Below are 23,655 nucleotides of genomic sequence, written 5' to 3'. Positions count from 1 at the left end.
CACCTTACTAAAATGTTTCGTTGCATTGTATGCAGACAGAAAAATAAATGCATCTCTAAAAAGCCCATGTTTAAATAATTATAGACCTAAATTAATTGTCATTTAAGATATTCGTCAAATCTTCCATCTCGTGTGTCCTGTTGCGGGCCATCAACAAATCAGCCGCATCCTTGGCAGGAAGCCCTTCAAATAGCACTTTATATAATGTATCGGCAATCGGCATCTCAACTTCATATTTCGCAGCAAGCTGGTGCGCAGCCTTAGTTGTCCGTACCCCCTCAACAACCATTCCCATGTTGTTAAGTACATCTTCAAGAGTTTGCCCTTTGCCTAGCATGTTTCCAGCTCGCCAGTTCCTTGAATGGACACTTGTGCAGGTTACGATTAAGTCACCGATACCGGCCAGCCCCGAAAATGTTAATGGATTGGCTCCCATTTTCGTGCCAAGCCTGGCTATTTCAGCTAGCCCCCTAGTCATTAACGCTGCTTTGGCATTATCCCCAAAACCAAGCCCATCTGTAATTCCTGCAGCTAAGGCTATAATATTTTTCAAAGCACCGCCAATTTCAACACCGATAACATCTGGATTGGTATAAACTCTGAAGTTTTGGTTGATAAACAAATCTTGTATCCGCTCTGCCTCTTCCATATTCTCTGAAGAAACAGTGACCGTTGTCGGGTGCCTTAAGCTAACTTCCTCCGCATGACTAGGTCCTGATAACACAACAATTGCTTTTACAGATTCAGATGGCATTTCCTCTTGGATCATTTCCGAAATCCGAAGCAGGGAATCCGGCTCAATTCCTTTACTCACATGTACAACCGTAACGGGCGAGTCTTGTACCGATTTCATTTTGCCAACAACTTCTCTTATTGCTTTTGTCGGTACGGCTAAAACAACGGTATCAGTGCCCTGTAGTGCATCACTTATGGAAGACACAGCTTCGATCAAGGCTGGTATTTCGATTCCAGGCAAATATTTTGCATTTGTCCTTGATTCATTAATTTCCTGTACTTGGTCAGGGTTGTGGCTCCATAATTTTACGTTATGCCCGTTATCAGCAAGCACGATTGCAAGTGCTGTTCCCCAACTGCCAGCACCTAATACAGCGATTTCCCCACTCTGCATGTGCATAAAAAATCACTACCTTTACTTTATTTTCTTTCTCTTGCAAATATTTTGATAGGTGTGCCTTCAAAGCCGAATGCGTCACGGATTCTGTTCTCGAGGAAACGTTGATAAGAAAAGTGCATCATTTCAGGGTCATTTACAAAAACGACAAATGTAGGCGGCTTAACGGCTACCTGAGTCGTATAGTAAATTTTTAACCTGCGCCCTTTATCAGTTGGAGTAGGATTCATGGCAACAGCATCTGTTATGATGTCGTTCAGTACGTTCGTTTGCACCCTCATCGAATGATTTTCACTTGCCATGTTGATTACAGGTAACAGCGAATGAACCCTTTTCTTTGTTTTAGCAGATAAAAAGACAATTGGAGCATAGTCAAGAAATTTGAAATGGTCCTTAATTTTGAGTTCAAACTCTTTCATGGTTTTCTCATCTTTTTCAATGGCATCCCATTTATTTACGACTAAAACCACCGCTCTACCCGCTTCATGGGCATACCCCGCAATATTCTTATCCTGTTCCTGAATACCTTCTTCGGCATTTAATACCACTAGGACAACATCTGACCGTTCAATCGCCCTTAGTGCACGGAGTACACTATATTTTTCAGTGCTTTCATATACCTTGCCTCTTTTTCTCATCCCTGCTGTATCGATGATGACATATTCCTGTCCATCAAATTCATACAAAGAGTCAATTGCATCACGGGTTGTCCCGGCAATATCACTGACAATGACCCGCTCTTCCCCTAGCAAGGCATTGACCAGGGAAGACTTTCCGACATTCGGACGCCCGATTAAGCTGAATTTAATAGCATCTTCAGGAAAATCTGCTTCCTCAACTTTCGGAAAATGTTTTGCAGCTTCATCAAGCAGGTCACCCAGACCAAGACCATGAGAGCCTGAAATTGGAAAAGGCTCGCCAAAGCCAAGTGCATAAAAATCGTAAATCTCCGCTCTCATTTCCGGATTATCGATTTTATTTACTGCAAGAACAACTGGCTTTTTCGTTTTGTAAAGTATTTTTGCCACTTCTTCGTCGGCAGCTGTAACGCCTTCACGGCCGTTCACAATAAAAATAATGACATCTGCTTCTTCAATAGCAATTTCGGCCTGCTGGCGGATTTGCTCAAGGAAGGGTTCATCGCCGATATCTATGCCACCTGTATCAATAATATTGAAATCATGTGCAAGCCATTCTGCAGAACTATAAAGGCGATCCCTGGTCACGCCTGGAATATCCTCTACAATAGAGACTCTTTCTCCGACTATTCTATTGAAAATCGTTGATTTGCCTACGTTCGGCCGTCCGACAATTGCAATTGTTGGTTTTACCATTCAACTCACCCTTAATTTACATTCTAAAAACAGGCATCTGCCTATTTCCGGTTACCGCAAAAACCAAAACGTCTAAAACACAAGTATAAAAATTGTATTTTACCAAAATAAACCCTTCATAGGAAGGGCTTAACTCTTCATTATAGTACCAATGTTCGTCCGTCCGCGCAATTAAAACTATTGTAGAGTCAGTGCTTTACAATAATATATAACTCTTCACCCAGTGCATGAGCTATTCCATCAAGGATCGCTTCGAGGTTCGCTGTCAGGGTATCCATTTCCTCTTTCCCCGAACAATGAAAAACACTTGCTCCTCCGGACACTTTAGCAGGATTGGTGGTCACCACAGCTAATATGAACTTTTCAAGGCTCACAATCATCCCTCACTACTCTTGTAATTTTTTCGAAGGCATCCGAATGGCATTCTCAAGCGTTGGAACCGCTCCAATAATATCAATTGCTTTTTGTTTGTCCCTTTCTTGGGGAAGGACAAAAACTGCTAGGCGTCCATCCTTGAGATCCCTTTTTGCCAAAGGGACGAGCGCCGGAGTACCTGAATCCCTATAAATCCCAAGAGCAGTCGAGACATCATGGAGAATTGCCTGCCGTTGACCTAAATTAGACAAAGTAATTTTCGAGTTGGCATTTTTCGGTTTTAAAATAAAACCCATTCCATTCTCAAGTATTTCCTGCCTGCGAGCAGGAAGACCAATATTCATGATATAAACCGTATCAACATATAAACCAGGGCCTTCAAATCGGGGCTGTACATATTCGATATCGGCTATTTTTTCAATAGTCCCCCCCGACATCAGGAACTTTACCACAATAAGCGCAATTATGGCAGCAATAATTGCACCAACTAAATTTATCCACAAGTATGCAAACGTTACGGCAAAGGAAGTGAGGATCACCAAGTAATTGCGGCTTTCAAACGCAACCGCAATTCCCTCTATATACGTGTTCCCACGTTTTACGAGCTCATACTCATCAAGCACACTTAGTGTATTCCGCTCCATATTCCTGACTTCGCGAAATTGCGAGGCGGCAATCGTTAAAAATGTCACTGCCGTAAATTCTTTCTCCATAATGGAAGGAACAACGACAGCCCCAAGTCCAGCTGCTATGAAGCCAACTGCAACATGAATAATTTTACCATGAAGATATGTTGGATACTGGCGATAGTCAGTCCGCAGCATGTACAGACGGGCAATCAATCCTGCAATAAGCCCTGCCAATATGGGATACGTGTATTCAGTCATGAGGTAGCTTATTGCCCCTTTCAATTGGTTTAAAAATAGTTCCTAAGATAGAAGCAGTTGTTTCGAAGGCACTCCAAAAAATTAGCAGTAAACTTGCTGTGGCGGTATAATCCAAAAAAACATACCCGCCAGCCTCATACGGAAATCCAAACTGCACAAGAACAATGGAAGTGAGAAATTCACCTTGCAATGATGCAAATAAAACTAAAAGGAAACGTTTTGCCAGCGAGTTTCTTAAGAAAATTGCAAGGATTCCAATGATAAAAGCAGAAAGAATATCTTTATCAACAAAGAAAATAACCGGGTCAAAAAGGAAAAACATCTGAATGACGCCGTATGCAATCGAGAGTATTAATGAGCACACATAAAAATACGCAATGTCTGACACTTTTTCTCCTCTTAAAAAAGAAAGTGAGTAGAAAAAGAGCAACAGAGAGCCAATGTTAATATTTAAGCTCATTACCTGCACTTGGTAAGGCGCAAGAATAATGACTGTCAGAATGGCGATAGCTATGCCCAGCCTTTGAGGCGATTTACGTTCAAGAAAAAAGGTTAAATAAATCCAAAGACACCATGCAGTTAGATAAAACAAAAGACCTGCCATATATCCTCCTCCTAACATTCCCATTATCGGCAGGTACTATGTACTTTCATACCCGAAGAATAATCTTTGTTTAATGATTCATTTTAACAATAAGGAGGTGTGAATTATGGGAAAGGACAGGCAGGAAAAAAAGCTGAGCGAAAGCGGCAGAGTTGAATCAGACCGAGACCAGGATTTGGGTTACCCAGGTGCTACAGGGCTTCAAACACCCGAGGAAGCAAGGAAGATGAATTACAAGAAACAATGAAAAGTTTAAAGCGTACGCACTCGATGTAAAATAAAAGGCCTCCGCGATAGCAGAGGCCTTTAAAATGAATCTAATTATTTTTTAAGATTTTTGAGCTTGTCACCGAGCAGTTCACTAAGCTGGAAGCCTTTTGATTCCTCTGGCAATTCATAGTCGGTATTTTCCTCGTAATCCTTTTCCAGTAAATCCTTAATGCTTAAGCTGAGTCGCTGATCATTCTCACTGACTTCCAGGACTTTTACTTGTACTTCCTGGCCTTCTTTTAAAGCCTCATGAGGAGTTGCAATGTGCTTGTGTGCAATCTGGGAAATATGCACAAGCCCTTCAACACCAGGGAAGACCTCAACAAAAGCTCCATACGATACAATTCTGCGGACGGTACCAGTTAGGATGCTGCCTTTAGCAGCCTTCTGAGCGATATTTGACCAAGGCCCTGGAAGAGTTTCTTTAATTGATAAAGAAATTCTTTCATTATCCCTGTCTACACTCAGGACTTTCACTTGTACCTGTTGCCCTTCCTCAACAACATCGCCAGGTTTTTCAACATGTTCATGCGAAAGCTGGGAAATATGGACAAGACCGTCGATTCCACCAATATCTACAAACGCACCAAAGTCAGTAATCCTTTGAACTGTTCCTTCGATTACTTGTCCAGGCTGGAGGTTTTCCAGCAAGCCTTGTTTCTTTTTGCCTTTTTCCTCTTCAACCACGGCACGGTGGGATAGGATGAGCCTGTTCTTTTCCTTATCAAGCTCGACAATCTTAAAGGACAGCTCCTTCCCTTTATAGTCGGAGAAGTCTTCTACAAAGTAAGCTTCAACCAGGGATGCAGGTACAAAACCACGGACTCCCAGGTCAACTACGAGGCCACCCTTTACAACATCCTTTACCTCAGCTGTGAACACTTCGCCGCTTTGGAATTTCTCTTCAAGCTCGTCCCACGCTTTGACAGCATCTACCTTGCGCTTGGAAAGGATAAGGGCCTCCTCTTCAACTTTAAGGACCTCCAGTTCAAGTGTATCGCCTTCCGCAACAGCATCCGATGCTTTTTCAATATGGATGCTGGACAATTCGCTAATAGGAATGATTCCGTCAAGTTTGCTGTTCTGGATGTCTACGAGAACTTGTTTTTCCTCAACCTTAGTAACTTGCCCAGTCACGCGATCCCCGATCTCAAAAGATCCTACTTCAATCTGATTCATATCTTCCGACATATGTACTCCTCCTTAACCATTGGCTGCCCATTTGAAATACAGATGCCAAGCCATGCAGATACACAGCACGCATCTTTGGCTGCAATTCTATCGAATATTCGAAAAAATATCCTTTTTTAATAACTTCTTACAAAAGGACTTTTTTGTCAAGCGGAAACACCTTTGTGTTCATCAATAAGTTTACGTATTTCCGACATTATTAATTCAGTTACAACATCGGCAGAAGCCTTTTCCATTCTTGCTTTTTCCATATCAATTGGCTTGCCATAAACAACCTTTAATTTGGAAAAAGCCTTATAGGGGCCGATGATGGCGCATGGAACTACATGCGCATTTGAACGGAGTGCGAAAAATCCGGCACCTGCCAGACCCTTGCCCAATTCCCCCGTCTTGCTTCTAGTTCCCTCTGGAAACAAACCTAAAACCTTTCCTTCCTTTAAAACATTTAATCCTTTTCTTAATGCTTCCCGGTCACTCATTCCCCTTTTCACAGGAAAAGCGTTGCACATTAACACGACATTCTTCAGCACTGGCACTTTAAAAATCTCTTCCTTGGCCATAAAATGGACAGGGCGTTTGGTCGTGATTCCAACCAATAGGGGGTCAAAATTCTCGATATGATTTGAACATAAGAGGACTCCGCCATCCTTTGGTACGTTCTCCTGGCCAATTATTTCATAATGATAAACAGGCTTAAGGGCTATCTTGACAACGTTTTTTGCAAAATCATAGAACGCCATTATTTTCCCACTCTTTCCTTTACTAATGACATTATTGAGTCAGCAACTTCTTCAATCGAAAGGGATGTTGTATCAATTTCAACTGCATCGGCAGCTTTGACTAACGGTGCGACTTCCCGTTCCGAATCAAGTTTATCCCTGGCCGCAATTTCTCTTTTGAGCGTTTCCAGAACTGATTCAAAACCTTTTAATAGATTCTCGGAATGCCTTCTTGCAGCCCGTTCTTCAACACTGGCAAGTAAAAACACCTTTACTTCTGCATTCGGAAGGACATGAGTGCCAATGTCTCGGCCATCCATAACAACGCCGCCATTCTCAGCGAATTGCTGCTGTCTCCGTACCATTTCTTCCCTAACCTTGCGATGCCTCGACACAATGGATACCGAGTTGGTAACTTCTGAAGTTCGTATATCAGCGGTTACCTCTTCTTTATCAAGAAATACGAGCTGCCCTTTTTCTGAAGGAAAAAGCTCAATAGTTGAGCTAAGCAGCATATCAATTAAGCTTTCTTCATTTTCGAGGTCAACCCCATTTTTCAGTGCTTTATAGGTAAGAGCCCTATACATCGCTCCAGTATCAATATAAATATAAGAGAGCCTTTCAGCCAGTATTTTAGCTACTGTACTTTTACCTGCCGCTGCAGGGCCATCAATTGCGATTGAAATTTTCGTTTCCATAAATCCTCCTGTACCTTTTCCATTACTCATTTATAAAAGATGAACTTTTAGTTTTACCAGTTAATTTCGCTCGAGGTTCTATAGCGTCCCGAGAGCTGGTGTTTCTTTTAGCACCTAGTCAGTGAAGAACGAATCACACCCTTAAGTGAAGTAAAGAATTGCTTTCCTCCATGCCCTACTGCGCTTGTCTGAAGGCTAACCAAGGCGGTTACATACTTCTCGGCTAGCAACTCCTCCAGTGCCTCCAATGACTTAGTTCATCTTATTATAGTACTTGCTGCCAATTATTTATTTTACCATACTTTTAAAAATAATTTAGCCTATATAAGTTAAATAACAAAAGAAGGGCAGGAATATCCTGCCCTACTTTCCTTGAAAGGTTTCCAGAAATTCCGAATAGGTTCCGGCCTCTGTCCCTTCATATTTTGATATTGGAAGCACCCCAGGCAAAAGACCATACCAATGAAAAATCAACTGGGACAAAAGTAAAAACAAAAACTGAACTACGGCAATTTTCAAGAGGATACGTTCAACTGTTTTCATGGCGCCTCTCTTTTCAATAAAGTGAATCTTCCATCAGTGAGGGTTTTCCTCATCCCACACTGATGGATAGATGAACCAATCGGACCTTTACGGGCAGTTGATCCCCCACCTATCTTCTTCGCTTCCTCTGAATCTTGAGGTGGGGGTCTTACTGCCCGTTAAGAGTGGGATAAAATTTACCTACAGTATCGTCCACAGCCGCATTTTTAAAACAGGGTGCTGAGAAAGCTATAAAGCATCTTCGTATAATTCTTCGGCTTCTTTCAGCTTGTCAATCTTCTCCTCATCCCCATTAATTGCATTAATGTAAATTCTGTATGAATCATCACCAAGGGTACCAAGGAATTCATAACAAAGTACCTCTTGTCTAACATCATTGACAATGATTGCCTGCCGTTCCTCCATGACTTTTAGCTTTGGATTGATTTTCTTCCTGGCTTCCGCAAGAGGCAGTGCTGGTTTTTCAGGCTTTCGATTCTTATGGTTCTTCCAATAATCTTCAGCAGATAATCCGACAGGCGTGCCATCGTCCAGGGCAATTTTCACTTTAACCGAGTCGGGATAAACTCTAATGTCACCTATTTTAGTAACAAATGTGAAAACGCCAACAGAATCGTATTGGGCACTTTCAAATAGTTCCATTGAAGCAAAACCATTTTCCTTGAGAAATGCGAGTGCTCTATTGCCAGCATCATTTAAGGAAATGGATGCCTTATTAACTGGCCTATTATTTAAGAACCAAATTGGATACCCGCCTTTCTGAGTAATATCCATCATCGCTTCCATTCCGGTATCCTGATTGTTTACGGTAACGGAGTAAAAACCGTAATCAGACCCTTTACCATTATCCGTCACCTTTGTTTTGGCATTCCCGTCAAATCCGATGTATTTTTTTGCAATTGAGACTGCTTCTTTTTTTGTGATTTTTTTGCCAGGAAGATTATTAAAGTTGGCATCATTTTTCTTCATATCAACAAATCCTGGCCCGAAATCAGTCTCACCATAACCGGAGACTGTTTTTTCAACCGTTTTAAATCCATCAATAATGGTATTGTCCCCGTTTTCCTTCCCGGAAGCGAGGGCAAGCTCTACATCCATCCAGCGAAGATTATTTTTCAGGACCATATGCTGAACTTTGCGTAAATCCTCTTGGACGTCGCCTGCCTCCTTATATAAGTTTTCAAGGGCTTTATATTCAGTATCGGTTAAAGGTTCTTTTTCCAAATCCCTGACAGCAGCTTTGTAACTGAAATCTCCCACATTAGCAAGGAATTCCTCTGTCTTATTGAATGGAAGCAGCGCCAGAGGAAGTTGTCCCACATCCTGGCGGGCTTCTGCCGTAATTCTCCATACTTCTGCCAGAGAAGGAGATAATGACTTACGGGAATTCATTGCTAGGGTTGATCCAATCTCATCGTGAAGTAAATCGATTTCATAGGTAAGTTCATGAAACGACTTCTGATAGGTGTTTTCAGCGTTAATTAGTACTGCTGTCTTTTCTTTATGTTCCTGATAACCCCAGTAGCCGGTTCCAGCCAGGGCAATTACAAGGATTACGATTATCACGTTTCTAACCATATCTTCACCCGCTTATTTACAGAATATATGCTTGCCAATCCTCTTGATTTGGGGCCTTGACCAAATCCATTTGCTAGTTGCTGTTTCGGGATTGAAGTAATATGTGGCATTCCCCGTAGGATCCCAGCCATTGATGGCATCCATTACAGCCTTTCTTGCCGTATCATTCGGTGTAAGCCAAATTTGTCCATCCGCTACAGCGGTAAACGCGAGTGGTTCAAAAATAACTCCTGAAATGGTATCTGGAAAAGTTGAACTTTCAAGCCTGTTGAGAATGACCGCCGCAACTGCAACCTGGCCTTCATAAGGCTCCCCTCTCGCTTCTCCATAAACCGCGTTTGACATGAGTTTAATATCATTTTGCGAAAAGCCGTTTGGAACATTTGTTGCAGTAGGCTTGGCGGGTGCGGACGTATTTTTCCCGCCTGCACCTTTGGCGTTATACTTTGTTGTTTTTACAAGCTTTGCCTTAGTGTCCTTGCCTGCGATACCGTCTATAGGCAATCCAAATTCATATTGGAAATTCCTAAGAGCCCAATAGGTCCTCCAGCCAAAAACCCCATCTATCTTCCCCGTGTAAAATCCAATGTGTTTCAGCCTTGATTGGAGCTCAATCACATCCTCTCCAACCGCACCATGCTGAATGACCTGATTGGTGAACGCCTCTGCTTTTTCTCCTGGCCCAAAAAGCACAGGAAGGCATAACAACATAACCAAAAGGCATTTTGGAAATGCCCTCCACTTCCTTTTCATAAGTTGTACCTCCAATTCCATTTCTTCTATATTGAGTTTATTTTTTGTATTACTGCCGGTTTTATTCATTGAAGTGGAGGTCTGGAAGGTACTAATAAAAATGTAAAACCCTCTCCACTATGAGTGAAGAGGGTTTTGGGCTTGGTATTTACTTTCTAAATGGGCTGCGCTTAGGATGCGTGCCTTCTTAACCTTCCTTATTGCAAACCACCAAAGGAAGGCCATAAATGGCATAATAATATAAATCCAGTTTTCTTGAGTGATTAATATATAGTCATAAATCCCGTGAAGTAAGACCGGCAATGCTAGTGAAAAGAATAACCATAATTTCTGTTTTGTTTTGGAGAACTTGGTTTTCCCTATATAAAATCCCATAATAACCCCAAAAAGAGCATGGCTTGGGACGGGAAGCAGCGCCCTGCCGATTGCATGTTCGACACCATTGCCAATTAAATAAAGAATATTTTCAACGGTGGCAAAACCAAGGGAGACCGCGGCACCATAGACGATTCCGTCAAATGGCTCATCAAAAGCCATATGCCGGTAGATAACATAGTAGAGGATGAACCATTTCATGAACTCCTCCAAAAGACCAGAGGAAAGGAATGCTGTTCCCCATCCCGAATTGATAACATTCTCAGCATTCAGGACATGCTGAATGAACATAATTGGAAACACGAGCAAAGCTCCATTGATAAAGGTCCTGATTACCACTGGAAGCGGCTCTGATTCCACTTCATCCTTCAAATAGAAATAACTTAGTAATGCGAGGCCGGGTGCAATCCCGGCAGAAAAGATCCCCAGCATGCACGGCCACCTTTCTTTGCGAGTGTTGAATAAAGATCTAATTCACGAATTTTTCCATTACCTTCATGGTAACACGGACGGTACCGAAAGAAAATGGGAACTTTTTTTCCTGAAGTTGTCCAAGATTATAGATCTCTAACTGCCACAAAAAGAAGTGTGAAAAAATTAAAATTGTACTTCTGTTTTTCCGCTTGCAAGTGCGACTCCAAGCTTAATTCGGGCTTTTTTCGAATCATTGTCACTGCCTAAAATAGCACCTTTTTTGTACAGGTCAAATGCGCTCCCTTTATAGTCATAAGTGGTATAGACCGCACCTTCTTCAGCACTGGTGGTAATAACTATAATAATCCCTTCAGCAATAGCCTTTTCAATTTCCTCCATCATTAAAGGAGATACTTGGCCGCGCCCGACTCCTTCAAGCACAATCCCTTTAACTCCGCTTTCCCTGGCCGCTTTTATGAATATGCCATCTCCGCCCATGTAGCATTTGACTATTTCTATACGAGGAATGGTTGTTTTTAGCTTATAGACTTCACGCCTGATCGGTTTTTGATAAACGGAAACTTCATCATTGTCAATAATACCTAAATAACCAAAACCAAAAACACTAAATCCCTGTATGTTGGATGCATGTTCTTTTTTAACATACCGGGCAGCAAATATCCGCTCATTAAACACAACGACAGCACCCGTTCCTCGTAAATCTTTCGAGCAGGCCGAATATATCGCATGCCTGAGGTTAATAAAGACATCGCTTCCCAAATCATCTGGTGACCGCTGAGACCCAGTAACAATGACAGGACGTTCGTCATCAACAGTCAGATCCAAAAAGTAAGCCGTTTCCTCCATTGTATCCGTGCCGTGTGTAACTACAGCACCCCAAATCGTTTCATCCTGGAAGTAATAGTCAATTCTACTCTTCAAGTAAATCAAGTCGTCAAATGTAATATGCATGCTAGCTTTTTGAAAAACTGATTCAACAATAACTTCAATATCGTCAGGCAGGTTACAAAGGGCGGCCAGTTCTTCCCCTGTCATTTCCCCTGAAGCCAGTTTGCCTGAATCCTTATTGGGTTTGCTGGCTATGGTTCCGCCTGTTGTTAACAATACTACTTTTCTCATAGAATCACCCTGCAAAAGTTTATAGGAACTGCTCTAAACAAGATGAACTTATTAGTTTTACCTTTAATTTCCGCTCTAGGCGCTTCGCTTTCCACGGGCGGCCTGGGAGCCTCCTCGGCGCTAGCGCCTGTGGGGTCTCCCACTGACCTTTTCTCCCGCTAGGACGTTGAATAACCTTCAGCGAAAAGACATCGCAGGAGAAAATGCGTCTTTTGCATTTTCGAACGAGTCTTCGCGCCTTCCGCTCCAATTAAATTAAGGATTCTTTAGTTCATCTTATATAGTTTAATTATTACGTTTTTCCGGATTCTTCACTTTAGTAAAGCTTTTGCTATCAAGCCGCCGTGGAATCGTCCATTTTCGATAAAGATCTCGTTCGCATTATTTCCGGCGGCGATTACACCAGCAATAAAGATTCCTGGCATATTCGTTTCCATCGTTTCTGGATTGAACTTTGGCCTTCCTGTCTCGAAATCAATTTCAATACCGATTTCCTTTAAGAAGTTATGATCGGGACGATATCCTGTCATCGCAAAAACATAATCATTCTGAAATGAATGGACTTGTCCACCCTTTTCAAAATAGACTTCCCTGTCTGTTATTTCCTTGACATGCGCATTGAATTCAAGACGGATTGAACCATTTCTGACAAGCGAATCGAATTCGGGGAGAATCCATGGTTTGATGCTCGTTGAATATTCACTTCCCCTATATAAAACTGTTACCCTTGCCCCAGCCTTATTCAATTCAATCGCTGCATCGACACTGGAATTCTTGCCGCCGATAACACATACATCTTTATCAAAATAAGGATGTGCTTCTTTAAAGTAATGAAATACCTTAGGTAAATCCTCTCCAGGGACACCCATAAAGTTAGGATTATCATAATATCCAGTGGCAATTACAACATTGGGCGTATCGTATAACCCTTTCTCTGTATTCACTAAATATCCGCTTCCACTTTGAGTAATTGACGTAACTCTTTCAAAGGAGTTGATTCTCAGCTGCTTCCTCTTTACAACTTCCCTGTAATATACCAGTGCTTGAAGCCTAACCGGCTTATAGTTTTCCGTAATGAACGGGACATTGCCAATTTCTAATTTTTCACTTGTACTAAAAAAAGTTTGATGGGTGGGATAATGATAAATCGCATTCACTATATTCCCTTTTTCAATAACAAGGGGATTTTTACCTGCTTCCTTCAACGATATGGCAGCTGCGAGACCACAGGGGCCAGCCCCGATAATAATAACATCTTCCTTTTGCATAAAAGCATCTCCTATATAAATGTTCAATTACATAATGTACTCCCAAAGCTATCTTCTTACTTCTTTCAACCGGACCGATAAGCTGAAGCTCCAAGGAGTCCGGGAAATTAAAATAATTATAAGGAAATTATACAAAAAAATCTCCCATCAGTTTATGATAGGAGATTTTCTTCAAGGTTTCAATGTAAATCCAAAAGTCACGTTCACATGAACGTATTCTGCTTAAATCCAGCCTCTGAAACGGCTGGCTTCAGCCATTTTGCGCACTCCAACCATATAAGCTGCCAGGCGCATATCCACACGGCGATTTTGAGCCGTATCATAAATGTTCTTAAAGGATTTCACCATTACTTTTTCAAGCTTTTCTTCTACTTCTTCCTCAGTCCAATAATATCCTTGATTGTTCTGTACCCATTCAAAATAAGATACTGTTACACCGCCGGAGGATGCAAGTACATCCGGCACAAGCAGGATTCCCCGCTCTGTAAGGATTTCTGTGGCTTCCAAGGTAGTAGGTCCATTGGCAGCTTCGACAACAATACTCGCCCTGATATTATGGGCATTTTCATCAGTGATTTGATTTTCAATAGCGGCAGGAACAAGGATATCACAATCAAGTTCCAGCAATTCCTTATTTGTGATTGTATTGTTAAATAGCTTAGTGACTGTTCCAAAACTATCCCTGCGGTCGAGGAGATAATCGATGTCCAGTCCATTTGGATCATATAGAGCACCATAGGCATCGGAAATGCCGATTATTTTAGCTCCAGCATCGTGCATGAATTTAGATAGATAGCTGCCAGCGTTTCCAAACCCCTGAACAACAACCCGTGCTCCTTCAAGCTGGATACCTTTTTTCTTGGCTGCCTCACGAATGCAAATGGTAACTCCTTTTGCTGTTGCAGATTCACGGCCATGGGATCCTCCAAGTACAAGTGGTTTCCCTGTGATGAAGCCAGGAGAATTAAATTCATCAATCCTGCTGTATTCATCCATCATCCAAGCCATGATTTGAGAATTTGTAAATACATCCGGAGCCGGAATATCTTTTGTAGGGCCGACAATCTGGCTTATCGCCCTAACATATCCTCGGCTAAGTCGTTCTAGTTCACGGAATGACATGTCGCGAGGATCGCAGATGATCCCGCCCTTCGCTCCGCCATATGGAAGATCCACTATTCCGCATTTAAGGCTCATCCAAATAGAAAGTGCCTTAATTTCTTTTTCTGTTACGTTCGGGTGAAAGCGAATCCCGCCTTTTGTAGGTCCGACTGCATCATTATGCTGGGCCCTATAACCGGTAAATATCCTAATTGCCCCATCATCCATACGCACTGGGATTTTAACAGTCATCATCCTGATCGGCTCCTTTAAGAGCTCGAAAACTTCTTCAGGATATCCAAGCTTTTCTAGTGCCTTATGGATAACCGTTTGAGTGGATTTTAGAACATCATGTTTTTCAAGATTCGTACTTTCATTACCTTTCCCCGTTGCCATTTATAAACCTCCTAAGATATCACTGCTCGAAAGTTCGTGGCTTTCAGAGACTAGTATACACTTTTAAAAAGTTAAAGCAAAGATAAAAAATTTCAATTCAGTCTATTCACGCATTTATTTGCAAGCGTTGTCATTGATTAGAGGAATAGCCCATTTTATCAACTCAGTTCCATTTCAGTTCCACAAAGGGACGTTTCGGAATAGTTATTGCAGTGACACAAAGGGAGACCTTGCAGGAACTGCAGATATTGCCTTTTACAAGTCGCTTCACTCAACTAAATTTTTTTTTAAAAAACACTTCCTATACCACCTAAAACTATGTATACATACAAAAAAACAGCGGCTGCCGAATGATCGGTCAGTCCGCCTATGAAAAGTATTGAAGGAGTGTTTCTACAGCGCAATCCTTCATAATTGTTTTTCCATATTCCTCAAGATATATCAGACTAAGTATTGACGCATGCCCATATTCAGCCATTATCGAAGCATTACGCTCGGCATCATCAGGGGTGGCATCGAAAAGGAGATAATAGTGGCCGTTTAAAGAATAGAGGCTTCCCCCTTTGGTTCCTAAAAAAGAAAGGCGTTTAACAAGCTGAATAACATCCTCAATGGACTCAAATTTAAACAACAGTTTTTCAATACCTTCAACCGTTACTTGCATTTCAATAAAGCCGTCATAAAGAAGTTCATCCTCTTCCTCATGGTCTGTAACGGTGATTATCATGACCATCCCTTGCGCCTTGAGTGAAAAGACTTCAACTGCGACCGCGCCCTGTATATCTACATCGAGCGTGTCGCTGGCTTCTTCAAGCATATCAGTAAAGAGCTGCCTCCATTTGAGTGAATCCTTTACAATATCCTCTTTGGACAACCCCCTGTCAAAAAGGTCATCGGAAGTTATAAATATCTTAATTTTATTCTCTGTCAATCTTTCGAGACGCATGCCTTAAGCCCCCTGCCATGACTCACTCTTTTCAATAGTTTATGTCATTGCGCCGGGTTGGTGAATTGTCTATTCACCCCTATATGCTTTTTAACTTTCGGCTTGTATGCACAAACAGGTCAGCCTTTCCGGATGGTCAGCAAGTGGCATTCCGATTTAGCGCCAAGCCTTAGAGGCAGCATGGTCGTACCATATCCGTTGCTGGTTAGCAATGTTACATTGCCTGCTTTTTCGATTCTTCCCTTTTTATACGGACCGATTCCCGCAAACCTTATCTGGCCGCCATGGGTATGTCCGCTTAACACTAAAGAAATGTTATGTTCTGGTTCTATTTTTTGGATAATTTTAGGATTGTGGCTCACCAAAATCCTAAATCCTCCTTCACCAGCATCAAATAACGCAAGATCCAAGCGGTCTTTGTTTAAACCCAGATCATCTACCCCCAGAAGGACTACTCTATCCCCTGCTCCCGATTCAAAGGAAGTTGCAGTATTATCAAGAATTTTCACTCCATGGCTGAGCAGCAAATGATCCAAGGCGCGGTATTCACCTTCGTAATCATTATTGCCCCATACAAAGAATACGGGCGCTATCGATTTCAATTTCAGGATATTTGCTTCTACATTTCCAAGAGGCACTCCTTTTTCTCTGATATCTCCACCTATGATTACTAGATCCGCCTTTCCTTTAACGGAGGATATCAATGTATCCGAAACGATTCTTTTATGAATATCAGAAATGAAAAACAACTTCAGCGAGCCAAATGTTTCTGGGAAGTCGGAAAACAAAAGCTCTTGCTCTTTTAGGTTATTTTCAAAAGCAAGATATAGCATATAGATTAACAGCAAGGCACCTAGAGCAACTATGCCCATCAAAAAATAAAAGCCCATTTCTTCAGCACCCTTCACAAGTATATCGAAATGATACCATAAATCAGGCTGGAGCCGAAGAATACAAGCGTATGTACCGGTGAAATTTGGTAAAGGTAAACAAATATGAACACCGAGCCAAGACAAACCAATAAAGCTGACAGCTTTTTAAAATTACGGCGCTTTGGCGTTTCCGAATATAAACGTATCAGGTAACCATTGATTCCTACACCGGAAAAGTAAACTAATGCAGCAGCAAAAAAGCCGAGTGGATTCAAAACCAATCCGAGCAAAAAACTATGGAGTGAAAAAGGGCTGGTTATTTCCATCCATTCACTGAATAAGTAGCCGCACACGAACATGGCAAGCATAAGAACAATAATATGCACAGTTAAATCCCCCCATATAACTATATATGAGGGGATGTTAACTACTTGCTATTTATTTTACTCAAAATGTTTATACATCTTCATGTATGTTCAGAATTCGAAATCCGTGTGACTCCAGCTTTTTAACAAATTTATCAATATTCTCATTTCGCTCAACCTTTAGCACAATCCTTCTGACCAATTTATCAGTTTCATCAAAGGTTACGAGTGAAATAATATGTTCATGGAACTGGTGGGCAATTTCCGCAAGACGGGCAATCCTTCCTTCAGTTTCAACAGAAGTAAAGGCAATCCGGACACCAGGCCTATTCATCCCAAAAGCGCTTTGGAACTGATTTAAAACATCATATCTGGTTACGACGCCAAGAAAGTTTCTTTTACTATCGACAACTGACAAAAGTGGGAAGTTCCTCAATTCCATTAATGTATTTTCAAAAATCTCGCCGCCATCCAAATACGCTTCCTGATGGGTTGCGATATCTGAAATGACAGTTTCATCAAGAAAATCCTCTTTTGATTGACCAGATTGGAAATATTGTTCATAAATCCGATGAAGTGTAATAACCCCTTCATATTCGTCGCCCCTTAAGACAGGAACACCATCGATTTGATGTTTTTCAAGGCATTCCAGCGCCTTACGAACTTTTTCATTTCCCTGGACAACATGGCAATTATATTTAGGAATCATGATGCTTTTTACAAACATTACCATCACCTCAACATTTTAAATCGTTCACTTACTATTTCAACATAATCGCCTTCAAATCCTTTTCATTTATCAGAATATTTTTATCCTAGGCTATGTTAACTGCAGAAAGTACACGCACATAAATGTTATTAAGAATACTCGAGGAGAATTTCACGGTCAAACTAAGGCGCTTACGCATTCATACTCCTCGGAGCAAGCGACTGGGGAAGTCTCGCTGGTCCATGACGCCCCTCCCGGTTAAGAAATGGAGAGTCCGGTCGTCAATAAAGGTACTTAACGACTCTGCAGGTTAAGAAAGAGGAGGCACGGTCGTCAATAGAGGTTCTTGACTACCCTGTTGCCTTAGAAATAGGGCTTCCGGTCGTCAATAGAGGTTCGCTGGCGTTTTCTCCCGTTAAAGTTGAATAAGCTTCCCAGAAGAGTCTCCGCTCCTTCCGATTTAATCCATTCCGTTAAGAAAATTATATTCTATAACTCTTTATCTAAATCAAGGTACAATAAAGGGAAGCTTCCTAAGGAGCTTCCCTGGCCCAATATGATTATAAAAAAATAAGATCAGTATATTCTGTTTGAGTTTAAAAACTGGTATCTTTATTTTTTTTCATGATAAAGATTTATATCATATTCCTTTTTCATCATATCAAAGACAATATGTCTTGATTTCCATTCTTCTTCCTTCTTCCATAAGTCTTTACTGCGATCCACTATCTCGCATCTAAGTTCGTGGTATTCCTTTTCTTTTTTATCACTTTGCTGTTTCAGGAGAATCATCAGTCCATAAAGTGACCCTGTAAGGACAAAAAAGAAAAAGTTTAAGCTATTGCCGACAAATGAGGAAAACATGGCGTAAAACGAATACGAGTAAGGAACAACAATTGAAAAATATAGATAGGCCAAATACATCGCGGTTACTCCAAGGAGTGCGGTAATCGATGCATAATGTTTTAACTTCGCTTCGTCAAATTTCTTTTTTCTTTTTACCACATTATTGAGCATCTCTTTTGTTGCTTTGTCAGTACGGTTATCAAGCATGCTGATTTGTTTTTCCATACCTGAGTGTTCCCCCAATCCAATCATTAAGAAGCTGGACATCTTATAGAAATGTATGAACCTGTCCACTTATTTATGAAGAATGGATATTAAAAAGGTCAGGAAAGCATCTATGAATGAACCCCGTCCAAAACTTTGTTTCCATTTGGGAAGACAAAGGCGGCATAAAAAAACGGCCTTAAGTGGGGGCCGTCTAATTAACAGGAATTTTCAAGGTTTGTCCTGTCTGTATTTCATTTTCTATTATTCCATTGGCATTTCGAATTATCTCTATCCCGGATTGGCTTTTATAGTATGTCATTGCAATTCTGAATAACGTTTCACCTGGCTTTACAGTATGGTAAAGGACTTTCTGTTCACTTTCAGGTTTTCCATTTTCAGTCTCTTCATTGCTTGAATCGTCATTTGACTGGCTATTGTCAGCACTCTGATTTTCAGCTTTAGGTGCAGGATTAGAAGAGGCGACCTGTTGCGGTGTGTCCGCATTAGAATTTTCAGGAGACAAAGTTCCTTTGTCTTTCCCCTCCGAAACTTGCTGTCCTGCTGGTGAAGCTGGGGACATGGTTGAAGTTGCTTCTTCATCCGCGCCATCAGAAGCTGCAGGTGACTGGACTTCTTCTGTATTTTCTTTATTCTCGATGGAAACTTCATTTTCCCTTTCTTCAAGGCTTACCATATCATAGCCAGTCTTTAGAGTTTGCTCGGCCTGATTCTCATCCATGTATGATATCACGGTAATAACGGTGATAGGTAAAAGGATGAAGAAAAGAACAAGTAACCGAATAATCGGATACTTTAATTTAAATACAGTTTTTTTCTTTTTATCTTGGTGGACTTTTGACCTGGAAGGCATTGAAGACACATTATTTGGATCCGGTTCGGATCTTGAGATTCGCTTTCGGTTTTTTTCTGCCCGTTCCCTATATGGATCTTCCTTGTTCATCCATTCCCGCCTCCATTCTTATTTTTCAGCTTAATAGCCATCCCTAAAAGAAAATCAATTGTAAAGTGCATCACAATAGTTACTGCCAAATTATCTGTCCAGCTATAGATAGCTCCAATAAAAAAGCTTAGCGCAACAATATTGACAAATAAAAACCAATTAAATAAATACCGATAATGGATTAGGGCAAAAATGATACTCGCAATGATTAGCCCTGTTTTCTCCTGGATAATTCCTCTGAAAAGAATTTCTTCGCTAATTGCGACAATTGCAGCAATCAGGGCGATATGAAGGGTATTTCTTGAACGAAATATCCTTTCATTTAAACCACCGTCATTATAATAGGATGGGGGCAATACTTTCATTAGAATCAAGTCCACTAGAACGACCGCAAGCCCTGCTGGTATTCCTATTGTCCATATAGCCAGATCATTCCATTGTGCCAAATCCAAAAAGAAGCCATTTTCAAAAAGGAATAGACCTAATACAAACGATATAATCAATAAAAATAGCTGTGTAGCATATAAATGAAAAAGCAATTCTCTGTCCGATAGTTGCCCAATAAGTTCTGCTTGTTTATTTTTCATTAACTTCACCCAGAAGTAAAAAGGATAAATGCTTTTTCCAGTCCATATTTATTTCTGCCTTTTTCTCTGCAATTATTTCACCCATAAAATCTGTTAACTGTAGCCCGCATTTGTCACAGCAATTATACCGCCCAATTTCAAGGGAAGGTTCCTGAAAGTAGTCCAGAAAGTAGTTTCGAATACACTCATCGTGGTCAATAATGCCCTTCATTTTATGAATATAATTCACCTTAATCCTGTTTCTGTTTGCTACATAGCTTTTCAACTCTTCTAAAACTTTTTGCAGGTTTTCACCTCCAAAGCTGTCAAGAGCATCCTTAAGCCAGCGCCATTGGGTGTCAGTTAGGCCCCCAGCTTCCCGCGCGTGTTCAAAAATGGCATTCTGGTCCTTTTTCAATTCCCCCATTTTTAAATAAGAGAAAAATGCATCCAGCTGTTCACCCGAAGGCAATTCACCTTCCGCCAGATTATATTGCAGGAAATCATCCCCCTCAGCATAAAGCAATATTGCCAAAGATGGTTCACCATCCCTTCCTGCTCTGCCAATTTCCTGTAAATATGATTCTATTTGCATTGGCATATGATAATGAATCACAAAACGGATGTCTTCTTTATCCACTCCCATACCAAAAGCGCTTGTAGCACAAATAATATCCAGCTGGCTGTTCAGGAATTGCTGCTGAATAAGGATGCGCTGTTCCTGATCCATACCGCCATGATAAGGCATGGTTCTTGAAAACCCTTTGCTTCTCAGCATTGCTGCGGTTTGCTCAGCCGCCCTCTTACTGGAAAAGTAGATAATCCCTGGTCGTTTCAATGTCCCTACAAGCTCCAATATTCGTCTTTCTTTTTCCCTGTAATCTCCCAATTTCTCAATGTGGAATGAAATGTTAGGACGGTCGACACTTGAAACGATTCTCACCGGATTATTCATTTCAAGCCTATTTACAATGTCTTCCCTTATATCAATGGTTGCTGTTGCTGTCAAAGCGAGAGTCAAGGGATTACCAAGCCTTTGGCGAAAATCTCCAAGCTTTAAATAATCCGGCCTGAAATCATAGCCCCACTGTGATATACAATGGGCTTCATCTATTGCTAAGAGGCTAATAGTGACTTCCCTTAGTCTGTCAATGATAAAAGGCAGTGTAAGCATTTCCGGTGAAAGAAAAATAAATTTATAGTATGGCAGCTTTGCTAGTGCTTCTTTTTTTTCAATGGGAGACAAAAAGGAATTAATCGCAATAACTCGTTTTTCCCCTCTTTTCCTCATTTGTTCAACCTGGTCCTGCATAAGGGAAAGCAAGGGGGAGATGATAACGACCGATCCATCCATGATATATCCAGGAAGCTGGAAACAGAGCGATTTCCCTGTTCCAGTAGGCAGCATTGCAAGTGTATCTTTTCCTGCAAGGATAGAAGATACCACTTCCTCCTGGCCCGGCCTGAATGACGAATATCCAAAATATTTATAAAGCTGCTGTTTCAACATTAATAATCACCAAGCCTTGCCAATACGAGCCGAATTTTAAAATATGAAACTCCTGCTAATAGCTCCCGCAAGTGGCGAAGCTGTCTGGAAGAGGTTCTTGCAGCAATGTCAGCAATCTTTTTTTGCTCCTCAGGACTAACAAAAGGTTCAATTGAGAAATCCTCCCGATTCAATGCAATCTCAACAATATGGTCTTCAATAGTACTCAACTTAAGATTGCGAAACATGGCGATATCCTCTAGGGAGTAACCTTCCTTTAAAAGTTTATAAGTTTGGAGTGATGTAATGGTTAATGCATTGCTTTTACTGCTCTCGCGAACCAATTCATAAAAAATAGGATATGCTTCGCTGTTTGTTAAGGCCATTTCGCAAATGAAATGGAGAATCCCCAGGAATTCCAAATGATAATGTACATCTTCCATGCCAAGCTGATGTGCCGCCTGTTCAGAAGTCAGCCCCGCATGTTTATAACCGCTTAGTCGTAGAACCAGTATTTCAGGCTTCAAATCTTTCTTGCCATCGAAAAGACGAGTAAACTCCTTTAACAACAAATAAGGTATTTTTCCTCTTTCTGATTTATTTCTTTTCGAGAGGAATGCTTTTACCCATAACTGTGTTTGTCTGCCTTTCTGAATTGGCACATACGTGTTATCCATATTTGAAATATGGGAACATACCTGAACAAGGAGAGTCAGTCTTGCCCACAACATCTGGCTCGCCTGGTTGTACTTCAACCCTGACAAGTATGGAGAAATGGGAGTTAACAAAAGTGTCTCCTGGAGCTGTTCAAGCCCTTTATCGGTAATAAAAAAACGAAGGTCATCATTGCTCTCAATATAACCCTTGGATATGAGTGTTTCAATAATCGCATCGAGCTGATCCCTCGACAATCGATCGTATGCCTTAAATAATTCAGTTAATCTGAATAAATGTACATCCTGAATTGTCTGGGCTGATTTTTTGCCATTAAGAATATGGTATATAGAATAAATTGTTCGCTCACCATTTAACTGTTTAAGACAATACAAGATTAAGGCTTCTAAAAAGGAAAGTTGAAGTGTTTCTTGCAAATTTCGCATATTTGTCCCCTGTACATTTGTTGTATCTCCATTTTACCATGAAAAGTATGCTTTAGTTGTCTAAAATTAGGGTAAATTAGCGAATGAATGCAGGAGTGAGAAGTATTATCAATATAATTTCTATTGAAAAGTTTGGAATTCTTTTTTACAATAGATATGCGGAATACGTTTCCAATGTTTTGCGGAGAAATAAATTGTTCACACTAACGGGAGGGTTTTTTCATGGCCAAGTATACGATTGTAGACAAAGAAACTTGCATTGCATGTGGTGCATGCGGAGCAGCTGCACCAGACATCTATGATTATGATGATGAAGGCATTGCATATGTAACACTTGATGACAACGAAGGTATTGTTGAAATCCCAGATGTTCTGATCGATGATATGATGGATGCTTTTGAAGGATGCCCAACTGATTCTATCAAAGTTGCTGACGAACCTTTTGACGGCAATGCAACGAAGTTCGAATAAATCTTTATCTGAACGTACATAAAGAGGCTGTCCCAAAAGTATACTTTTGGGCGCCTTTTTTTGTTAGGTGAATAGTACAATTTCATTTCCGCTGCCGGTACTTTGTCAAATCAAACGCAATAACTTCAATCGCCTGCCCTTAAGAGGCCTGTCCAAAAATACTGTGGACCTGGCTCTGCTTTTCTGGGCCCACAATTTTTTAAATGCCGCTAAACACTGAAAAACAACAAGAAAATAGGTTAAGAACGTGAAGAACAGAGGGAAACCCAACACGAACGAGAAATTGTAGAAATTTATTAAATATTAAAAACAGAAAAAGCTGTCCCAAAAAGTCATCGTTCAACG

General features: G+C 41.0%; 26 protein-coding genes. 2 read left to right on the top strand and 24 right to left on the bottom strand.

Annotation, left to right across the window (positions count from 1 at the left end):
* Positions 1-91 precede the first annotated feature (91 nt).
* The 5 genes from TY16_RS20215 to TY16_RS20195 all read right to left on the bottom strand — a co-directional run bounded on the left by TY16_RS20215 (position 92) and on the right by TY16_RS20195 (position 4,332).
* Positions 92-1,129, bottom strand: a complete 1,038-nt coding sequence (locus TY16_RS20215; RefSeq protein WP_442853257.1) for an NAD(P)H-dependent glycerol-3-phosphate dehydrogenase — start codon at positions 1,127-1,129, stop codon at positions 92-94.
* A 26-nt stretch (positions 1,130-1,155) separates the two neighbouring features.
* Positions 1,156-2,466: a ribosome biogenesis GTPase Der gene (der, locus tag TY16_RS20210; protein WP_043933590.1), complete on the bottom strand. Its 1,311-nt coding sequence runs from the start codon at positions 2,464-2,466 to the stop codon at positions 1,156-1,158.
* A gap of 188 nt (positions 2,467-2,654) precedes the next feature.
* Positions 2,655-2,840 (bottom strand): capping complex subunit for YIEGIA, encoded by a 186-nt coding sequence (locus TY16_RS20205; RefSeq protein WP_043934870.1) that lies wholly within the window; start codon positions 2,838-2,840, stop codon positions 2,655-2,657.
* A 12-nt stretch (positions 2,841-2,852) separates the two neighbouring features.
* Complete coding sequence (locus tag TY16_RS20200) at positions 2,853-3,728, bottom strand: YIEGIA family protein (RefSeq protein ID WP_043933589.1); 876 nt, start codon at positions 3,726-3,728, stop codon at positions 2,853-2,855.
* Positions 3,721-4,332: a YphA family membrane protein gene (locus TY16_RS20195; RefSeq protein WP_043933588.1), complete on the bottom strand. Its 612-nt coding sequence runs from the start codon at positions 4,330-4,332 to the stop codon at positions 3,721-3,723. The genes TY16_RS20200 and TY16_RS20195 overlap by 8 nt, the downstream gene beginning before the upstream one ends.
* A 106-nt stretch (positions 4,333-4,438) precedes the next feature.
* Here TY16_RS20195 and TY16_RS25890 point away from each other — a divergent pair, with 106 nt between their 5' ends.
* On the top strand, positions 4,439-4,579 hold the full coding sequence (locus TY16_RS25890) for a YpzI family protein (protein WP_081773053.1): 141 nt from the start codon (positions 4,439-4,441) through the stop codon (positions 4,577-4,579).
* Between the two features lie 74 nt (positions 4,580-4,653).
* On the opposite strand, the gene rpsA is transcribed toward TY16_RS25890, so the two are convergent.
* From rpsA to TY16_RS20100, 19 genes are all read right to left on the bottom strand, one after another.
* Positions 4,654-5,793 carry a 30S ribosomal protein S1 gene (rpsA, locus tag TY16_RS20190; RefSeq protein ID WP_043933587.1) on the bottom strand — a complete coding sequence of 380 codons (1,140 nt, stop codon included), beginning with the start codon at positions 5,791-5,793 and terminating at the stop codon, positions 4,654-4,656.
* A 146-nt stretch (positions 5,794-5,939) separates the two neighbouring features.
* Positions 5,940-6,533, bottom strand: coding sequence for a lysophospholipid acyltransferase family protein (locus TY16_RS20185; RefSeq protein WP_043933586.1), 594 nt, complete (start codon positions 6,531-6,533; stop codon positions 5,940-5,942).
* Positions 6,533-7,210 (bottom strand): (d)CMP kinase, encoded by a 678-nt coding sequence (gene cmk / locus TY16_RS20180; RefSeq protein WP_043933585.1) that lies wholly within the window; start codon positions 7,208-7,210, stop codon positions 6,533-6,535. The genes TY16_RS20185 and cmk overlap by 1 nt, the downstream gene beginning before the upstream one ends.
* Positions 7,211-7,573: 363 nt before the next feature.
* Positions 7,574-7,753, bottom strand: a complete 180-nt coding sequence (locus TY16_RS20175; protein ID WP_043933584.1) for a DUF5359 family protein — start codon at positions 7,751-7,753, stop codon at positions 7,574-7,576.
* Positions 7,754-7,981: 228 nt separating this feature from the next.
* Positions 7,982-9,331 (bottom strand): germination protein YpeB, encoded by a 1,350-nt coding sequence (ypeB, locus tag TY16_RS20170; protein WP_043933583.1) that lies wholly within the window; start codon positions 9,329-9,331, stop codon positions 7,982-7,984.
* 12 nt (positions 9,332-9,343) lie between these two features.
* A complete protein-coding gene (gene sleB / locus TY16_RS20165; RefSeq protein ID WP_231505717.1) occupies positions 9,344-10,042 on the bottom strand; it encodes a spore cortex-lytic enzyme in 699 nt (232 codons plus the stop codon).
* 159 nt (positions 10,043-10,201) lie between these two features.
* A complete protein-coding gene (prsW, locus tag TY16_RS20160) occupies positions 10,202-10,891 on the bottom strand; it encodes a glutamic-type intramembrane protease PrsW (protein ID WP_043933581.1) in 690 nt (229 codons plus the stop codon).
* A 165-nt stretch (positions 10,892-11,056) separates the two neighbouring features.
* Positions 11,057-12,013, bottom strand: coding sequence for an asparaginase (locus TY16_RS20155; protein WP_043933580.1), 957 nt, complete (start codon positions 12,011-12,013; stop codon positions 11,057-11,059).
* Between the two features lie 311 nt (positions 12,014-12,324).
* The gene (locus TY16_RS20150) at positions 12,325-13,281 is read right to left on the bottom strand and encodes a YpdA family putative bacillithiol disulfide reductase (protein ID WP_043933579.1); all 957 of its coding nucleotides are present in this window, start codon (positions 13,279-13,281) and stop codon (positions 12,325-12,327) included.
* 222 nt (positions 13,282-13,503) lie between these two features.
* Positions 13,504-14,778, bottom strand: a complete 1,275-nt coding sequence (locus TY16_RS20145; RefSeq protein WP_043933578.1) for a Glu/Leu/Phe/Val family dehydrogenase — start codon at positions 14,776-14,778, stop codon at positions 13,504-13,506.
* A 367-nt stretch (positions 14,779-15,145) separates the two neighbouring features.
* Positions 15,146-15,724, bottom strand: a complete 579-nt coding sequence (locus TY16_RS20140; RefSeq protein ID WP_043933577.1) for an adaptor protein MecA — start codon at positions 15,722-15,724, stop codon at positions 15,146-15,148.
* Positions 15,725-15,843: 119 nt separating this feature from the next.
* A complete protein-coding gene (locus tag TY16_RS20135; protein ID WP_043933576.1) occupies positions 15,844-16,614 on the bottom strand; it encodes a metallophosphoesterase in 771 nt (256 codons plus the stop codon).
* Positions 16,615-16,628: 14 nt separating this feature from the next.
* Positions 16,629-16,982 (bottom strand): hypothetical protein, encoded by a 354-nt coding sequence (locus tag TY16_RS20130; protein ID WP_043933575.1) that lies wholly within the window; start codon positions 16,980-16,982, stop codon positions 16,629-16,631.
* Between the two features lie 70 nt (positions 16,983-17,052).
* Complete coding sequence (locus TY16_RS20125; protein WP_043933574.1) at positions 17,053-17,688, bottom strand: CBS domain-containing protein; 636 nt, start codon at positions 17,686-17,688, stop codon at positions 17,053-17,055.
* A 594-nt stretch (positions 17,689-18,282) separates the two neighbouring features.
* Complete coding sequence (locus TY16_RS20120; RefSeq protein ID WP_043933573.1) at positions 18,283-18,741, bottom strand: YpbF family protein; 459 nt, start codon at positions 18,739-18,741, stop codon at positions 18,283-18,285.
* Between the two features lie 193 nt (positions 18,742-18,934).
* Positions 18,935-19,684 carry a LysM peptidoglycan-binding domain-containing protein gene (locus TY16_RS20115; RefSeq protein ID WP_043933572.1) on the bottom strand — a complete coding sequence of 250 codons (750 nt, stop codon included), beginning with the start codon at positions 19,682-19,684 and terminating at the stop codon, positions 18,935-18,937.
* Positions 19,681-20,271 carry a CPBP family intramembrane glutamic endopeptidase gene (locus TY16_RS20110; protein WP_043933571.1) on the bottom strand — a complete coding sequence of 197 codons (591 nt, stop codon included), beginning with the start codon at positions 20,269-20,271 and terminating at the stop codon, positions 19,681-19,683. Before TY16_RS20110 ends, TY16_RS20115 begins: the two co-directional genes overlap by 4 nt.
* Positions 20,261-21,760 (bottom strand): RecQ family ATP-dependent DNA helicase, encoded by a 1,500-nt coding sequence (locus TY16_RS20105; RefSeq protein WP_043933570.1) that lies wholly within the window; start codon positions 21,758-21,760, stop codon positions 20,261-20,263. Before TY16_RS20105 ends, TY16_RS20110 begins: the two co-directional genes overlap by 11 nt.
* Entirely contained in the window at positions 21,760-22,839 is a 1,080-nt protein-coding gene (locus tag TY16_RS20100; protein ID WP_043933569.1) for a helix-turn-helix domain-containing protein, read from the bottom strand. The genes TY16_RS20105 and TY16_RS20100 overlap by 1 nt, the downstream gene beginning before the upstream one ends.
* 222 nt (positions 22,840-23,061) lie before the next feature.
* Here TY16_RS20100 and TY16_RS20095 point away from each other — a divergent pair, with 222 nt between their 5' ends.
* A complete protein-coding gene (locus TY16_RS20095) occupies positions 23,062-23,310 on the top strand; it encodes a ferredoxin (RefSeq protein ID WP_043933568.1) in 249 nt (82 codons plus the stop codon).
* The last annotated feature ends 345 nt before the right edge of the window (positions 23,311-23,655 follow it).

Source organism: Bacillus sp. EB01, assembly GCF_000613125.1.
In the GTDB taxonomy this organism is placed as follows: Bacteria; Bacillota; Bacilli; order Bacillales; family Cytobacillaceae; genus Bacillus_D.
Note: the sequence above shows the minus strand (reverse complement) of the source record. Positions and strands in the feature narration are given on the sequence as shown.

Coding starts and splice junctions, on each gene's coding strand:
- TY16_RS20215 (WP_442853257.1), bottom strand. CDS start 1,129: ATGCAGAGTGGGGAAATCGCTGTATTAGGTGCTGGCAGTTGGGGAACA.
- der (WP_043933590.1), bottom strand. CDS start 2,466: ATGGTAAAACCAACAATTGCAATTGTCGGACGGCCGAACGTAGGCAAA.
- TY16_RS20200 (WP_043933589.1), bottom strand. CDS start 3,728: ATGACTGAATACACGTATCCCATATTGGCAGGGCTTATTGCAGGATTG.
- TY16_RS20195 (WP_043933588.1), bottom strand. CDS start 4,332: ATGGCAGGTCTTTTGTTTTATCTAACTGCATGGTGTCTTTGGATTTAT.
- TY16_RS25890 (WP_081773053.1), top strand. CDS start 4,439: ATGGGAAAGGACAGGCAGGAAAAAAAGCTGAGCGAAAGCGGCAGAGTT.
- rpsA (WP_043933587.1), bottom strand. CDS start 5,793: ATGTCGGAAGATATGAATCAGATTGAAGTAGGATCTTTTGAGATCGGG.
- TY16_RS20185 (WP_043933586.1), bottom strand. CDS start 6,533: ATGGCGTTCTATGATTTTGCAAAAAACGTTGTCAAGATAGCCCTTAAG.
- cmk (WP_043933585.1), bottom strand. CDS start 7,210: ATGGAAACGAAAATTTCAATCGCAATTGATGGCCCTGCAGCGGCAGGT.
- TY16_RS20175 (WP_043933584.1), bottom strand. CDS start 7,753: ATGAAAACAGTTGAACGTATCCTCTTGAAAATTGCCGTAGTTCAGTTT.
- ypeB (WP_043933583.1), bottom strand. CDS start 9,331: ATGGTTAGAAACGTGATAATCGTAATCCTTGTAATTGCCCTGGCTGGA.
- sleB (WP_231505717.1), bottom strand. CDS start 10,042: ATGTTGTTATGCCTTCCTGTGCTTTTTGGGCCAGGAGAAAAAGCAGAG.
- prsW (WP_043933581.1), bottom strand. CDS start 10,891: ATGCTGGGGATCTTTTCTGCCGGGATTGCACCCGGCCTCGCATTACTA.
- TY16_RS20155 (WP_043933580.1), bottom strand. CDS start 12,013: ATGAGAAAAGTAGTATTGTTAACAACAGGCGGAACCATAGCCAGCAAA.
- TY16_RS20150 (WP_043933579.1), bottom strand. CDS start 13,281: ATGCAAAAGGAAGATGTTATTATTATCGGGGCTGGCCCCTGTGGTCTC.
- TY16_RS20145 (WP_043933578.1), bottom strand. CDS start 14,778: ATGGCAACGGGGAAAGGTAATGAAAGTACGAATCTTGAAAAACATGAT.
- TY16_RS20140 (WP_043933577.1), bottom strand. CDS start 15,724: ATGCGTCTCGAAAGATTGACAGAGAATAAAATTAAGATATTTATAACT.
- TY16_RS20135 (WP_043933576.1), bottom strand. CDS start 16,614: ATGGGCTTTTATTTTTTGATGGGCATAGTTGCTCTAGGTGCCTTGCTG.
- TY16_RS20125 (WP_043933574.1), bottom strand. CDS start 17,688: ATGTTTGTAAAAAGCATCATGATTCCTAAATATAATTGCCATGTTGTC.
- TY16_RS20120 (WP_043933573.1), bottom strand. CDS start 18,741: ATGGAAAAACAAATCAGCATGCTTGATAACCGTACTGACAAAGCAACA.
- TY16_RS20115 (WP_043933572.1), bottom strand. CDS start 19,684: ATGAACAAGGAAGATCCATATAGGGAACGGGCAGAAAAAAACCGAAAG.
- TY16_RS20110 (WP_043933571.1), bottom strand. CDS start 20,271: ATGAAAAATAAACAAGCAGAACTTATTGGGCAACTATCGGACAGAGAA.
- TY16_RS20105 (WP_043933570.1), bottom strand. CDS start 21,760: ATGTTGAAACAGCAGCTTTATAAATATTTTGGATATTCGTCATTCAGG.
- TY16_RS20100 (WP_043933569.1), bottom strand. CDS start 22,839: ATGCGAAATTTGCAAGAAACACTTCAACTTTCCTTTTTAGAAGCCTTA.
- TY16_RS20095 (WP_043933568.1), top strand. CDS start 23,062: ATGGCCAAGTATACGATTGTAGACAAAGAAACTTGCATTGCATGTGGT.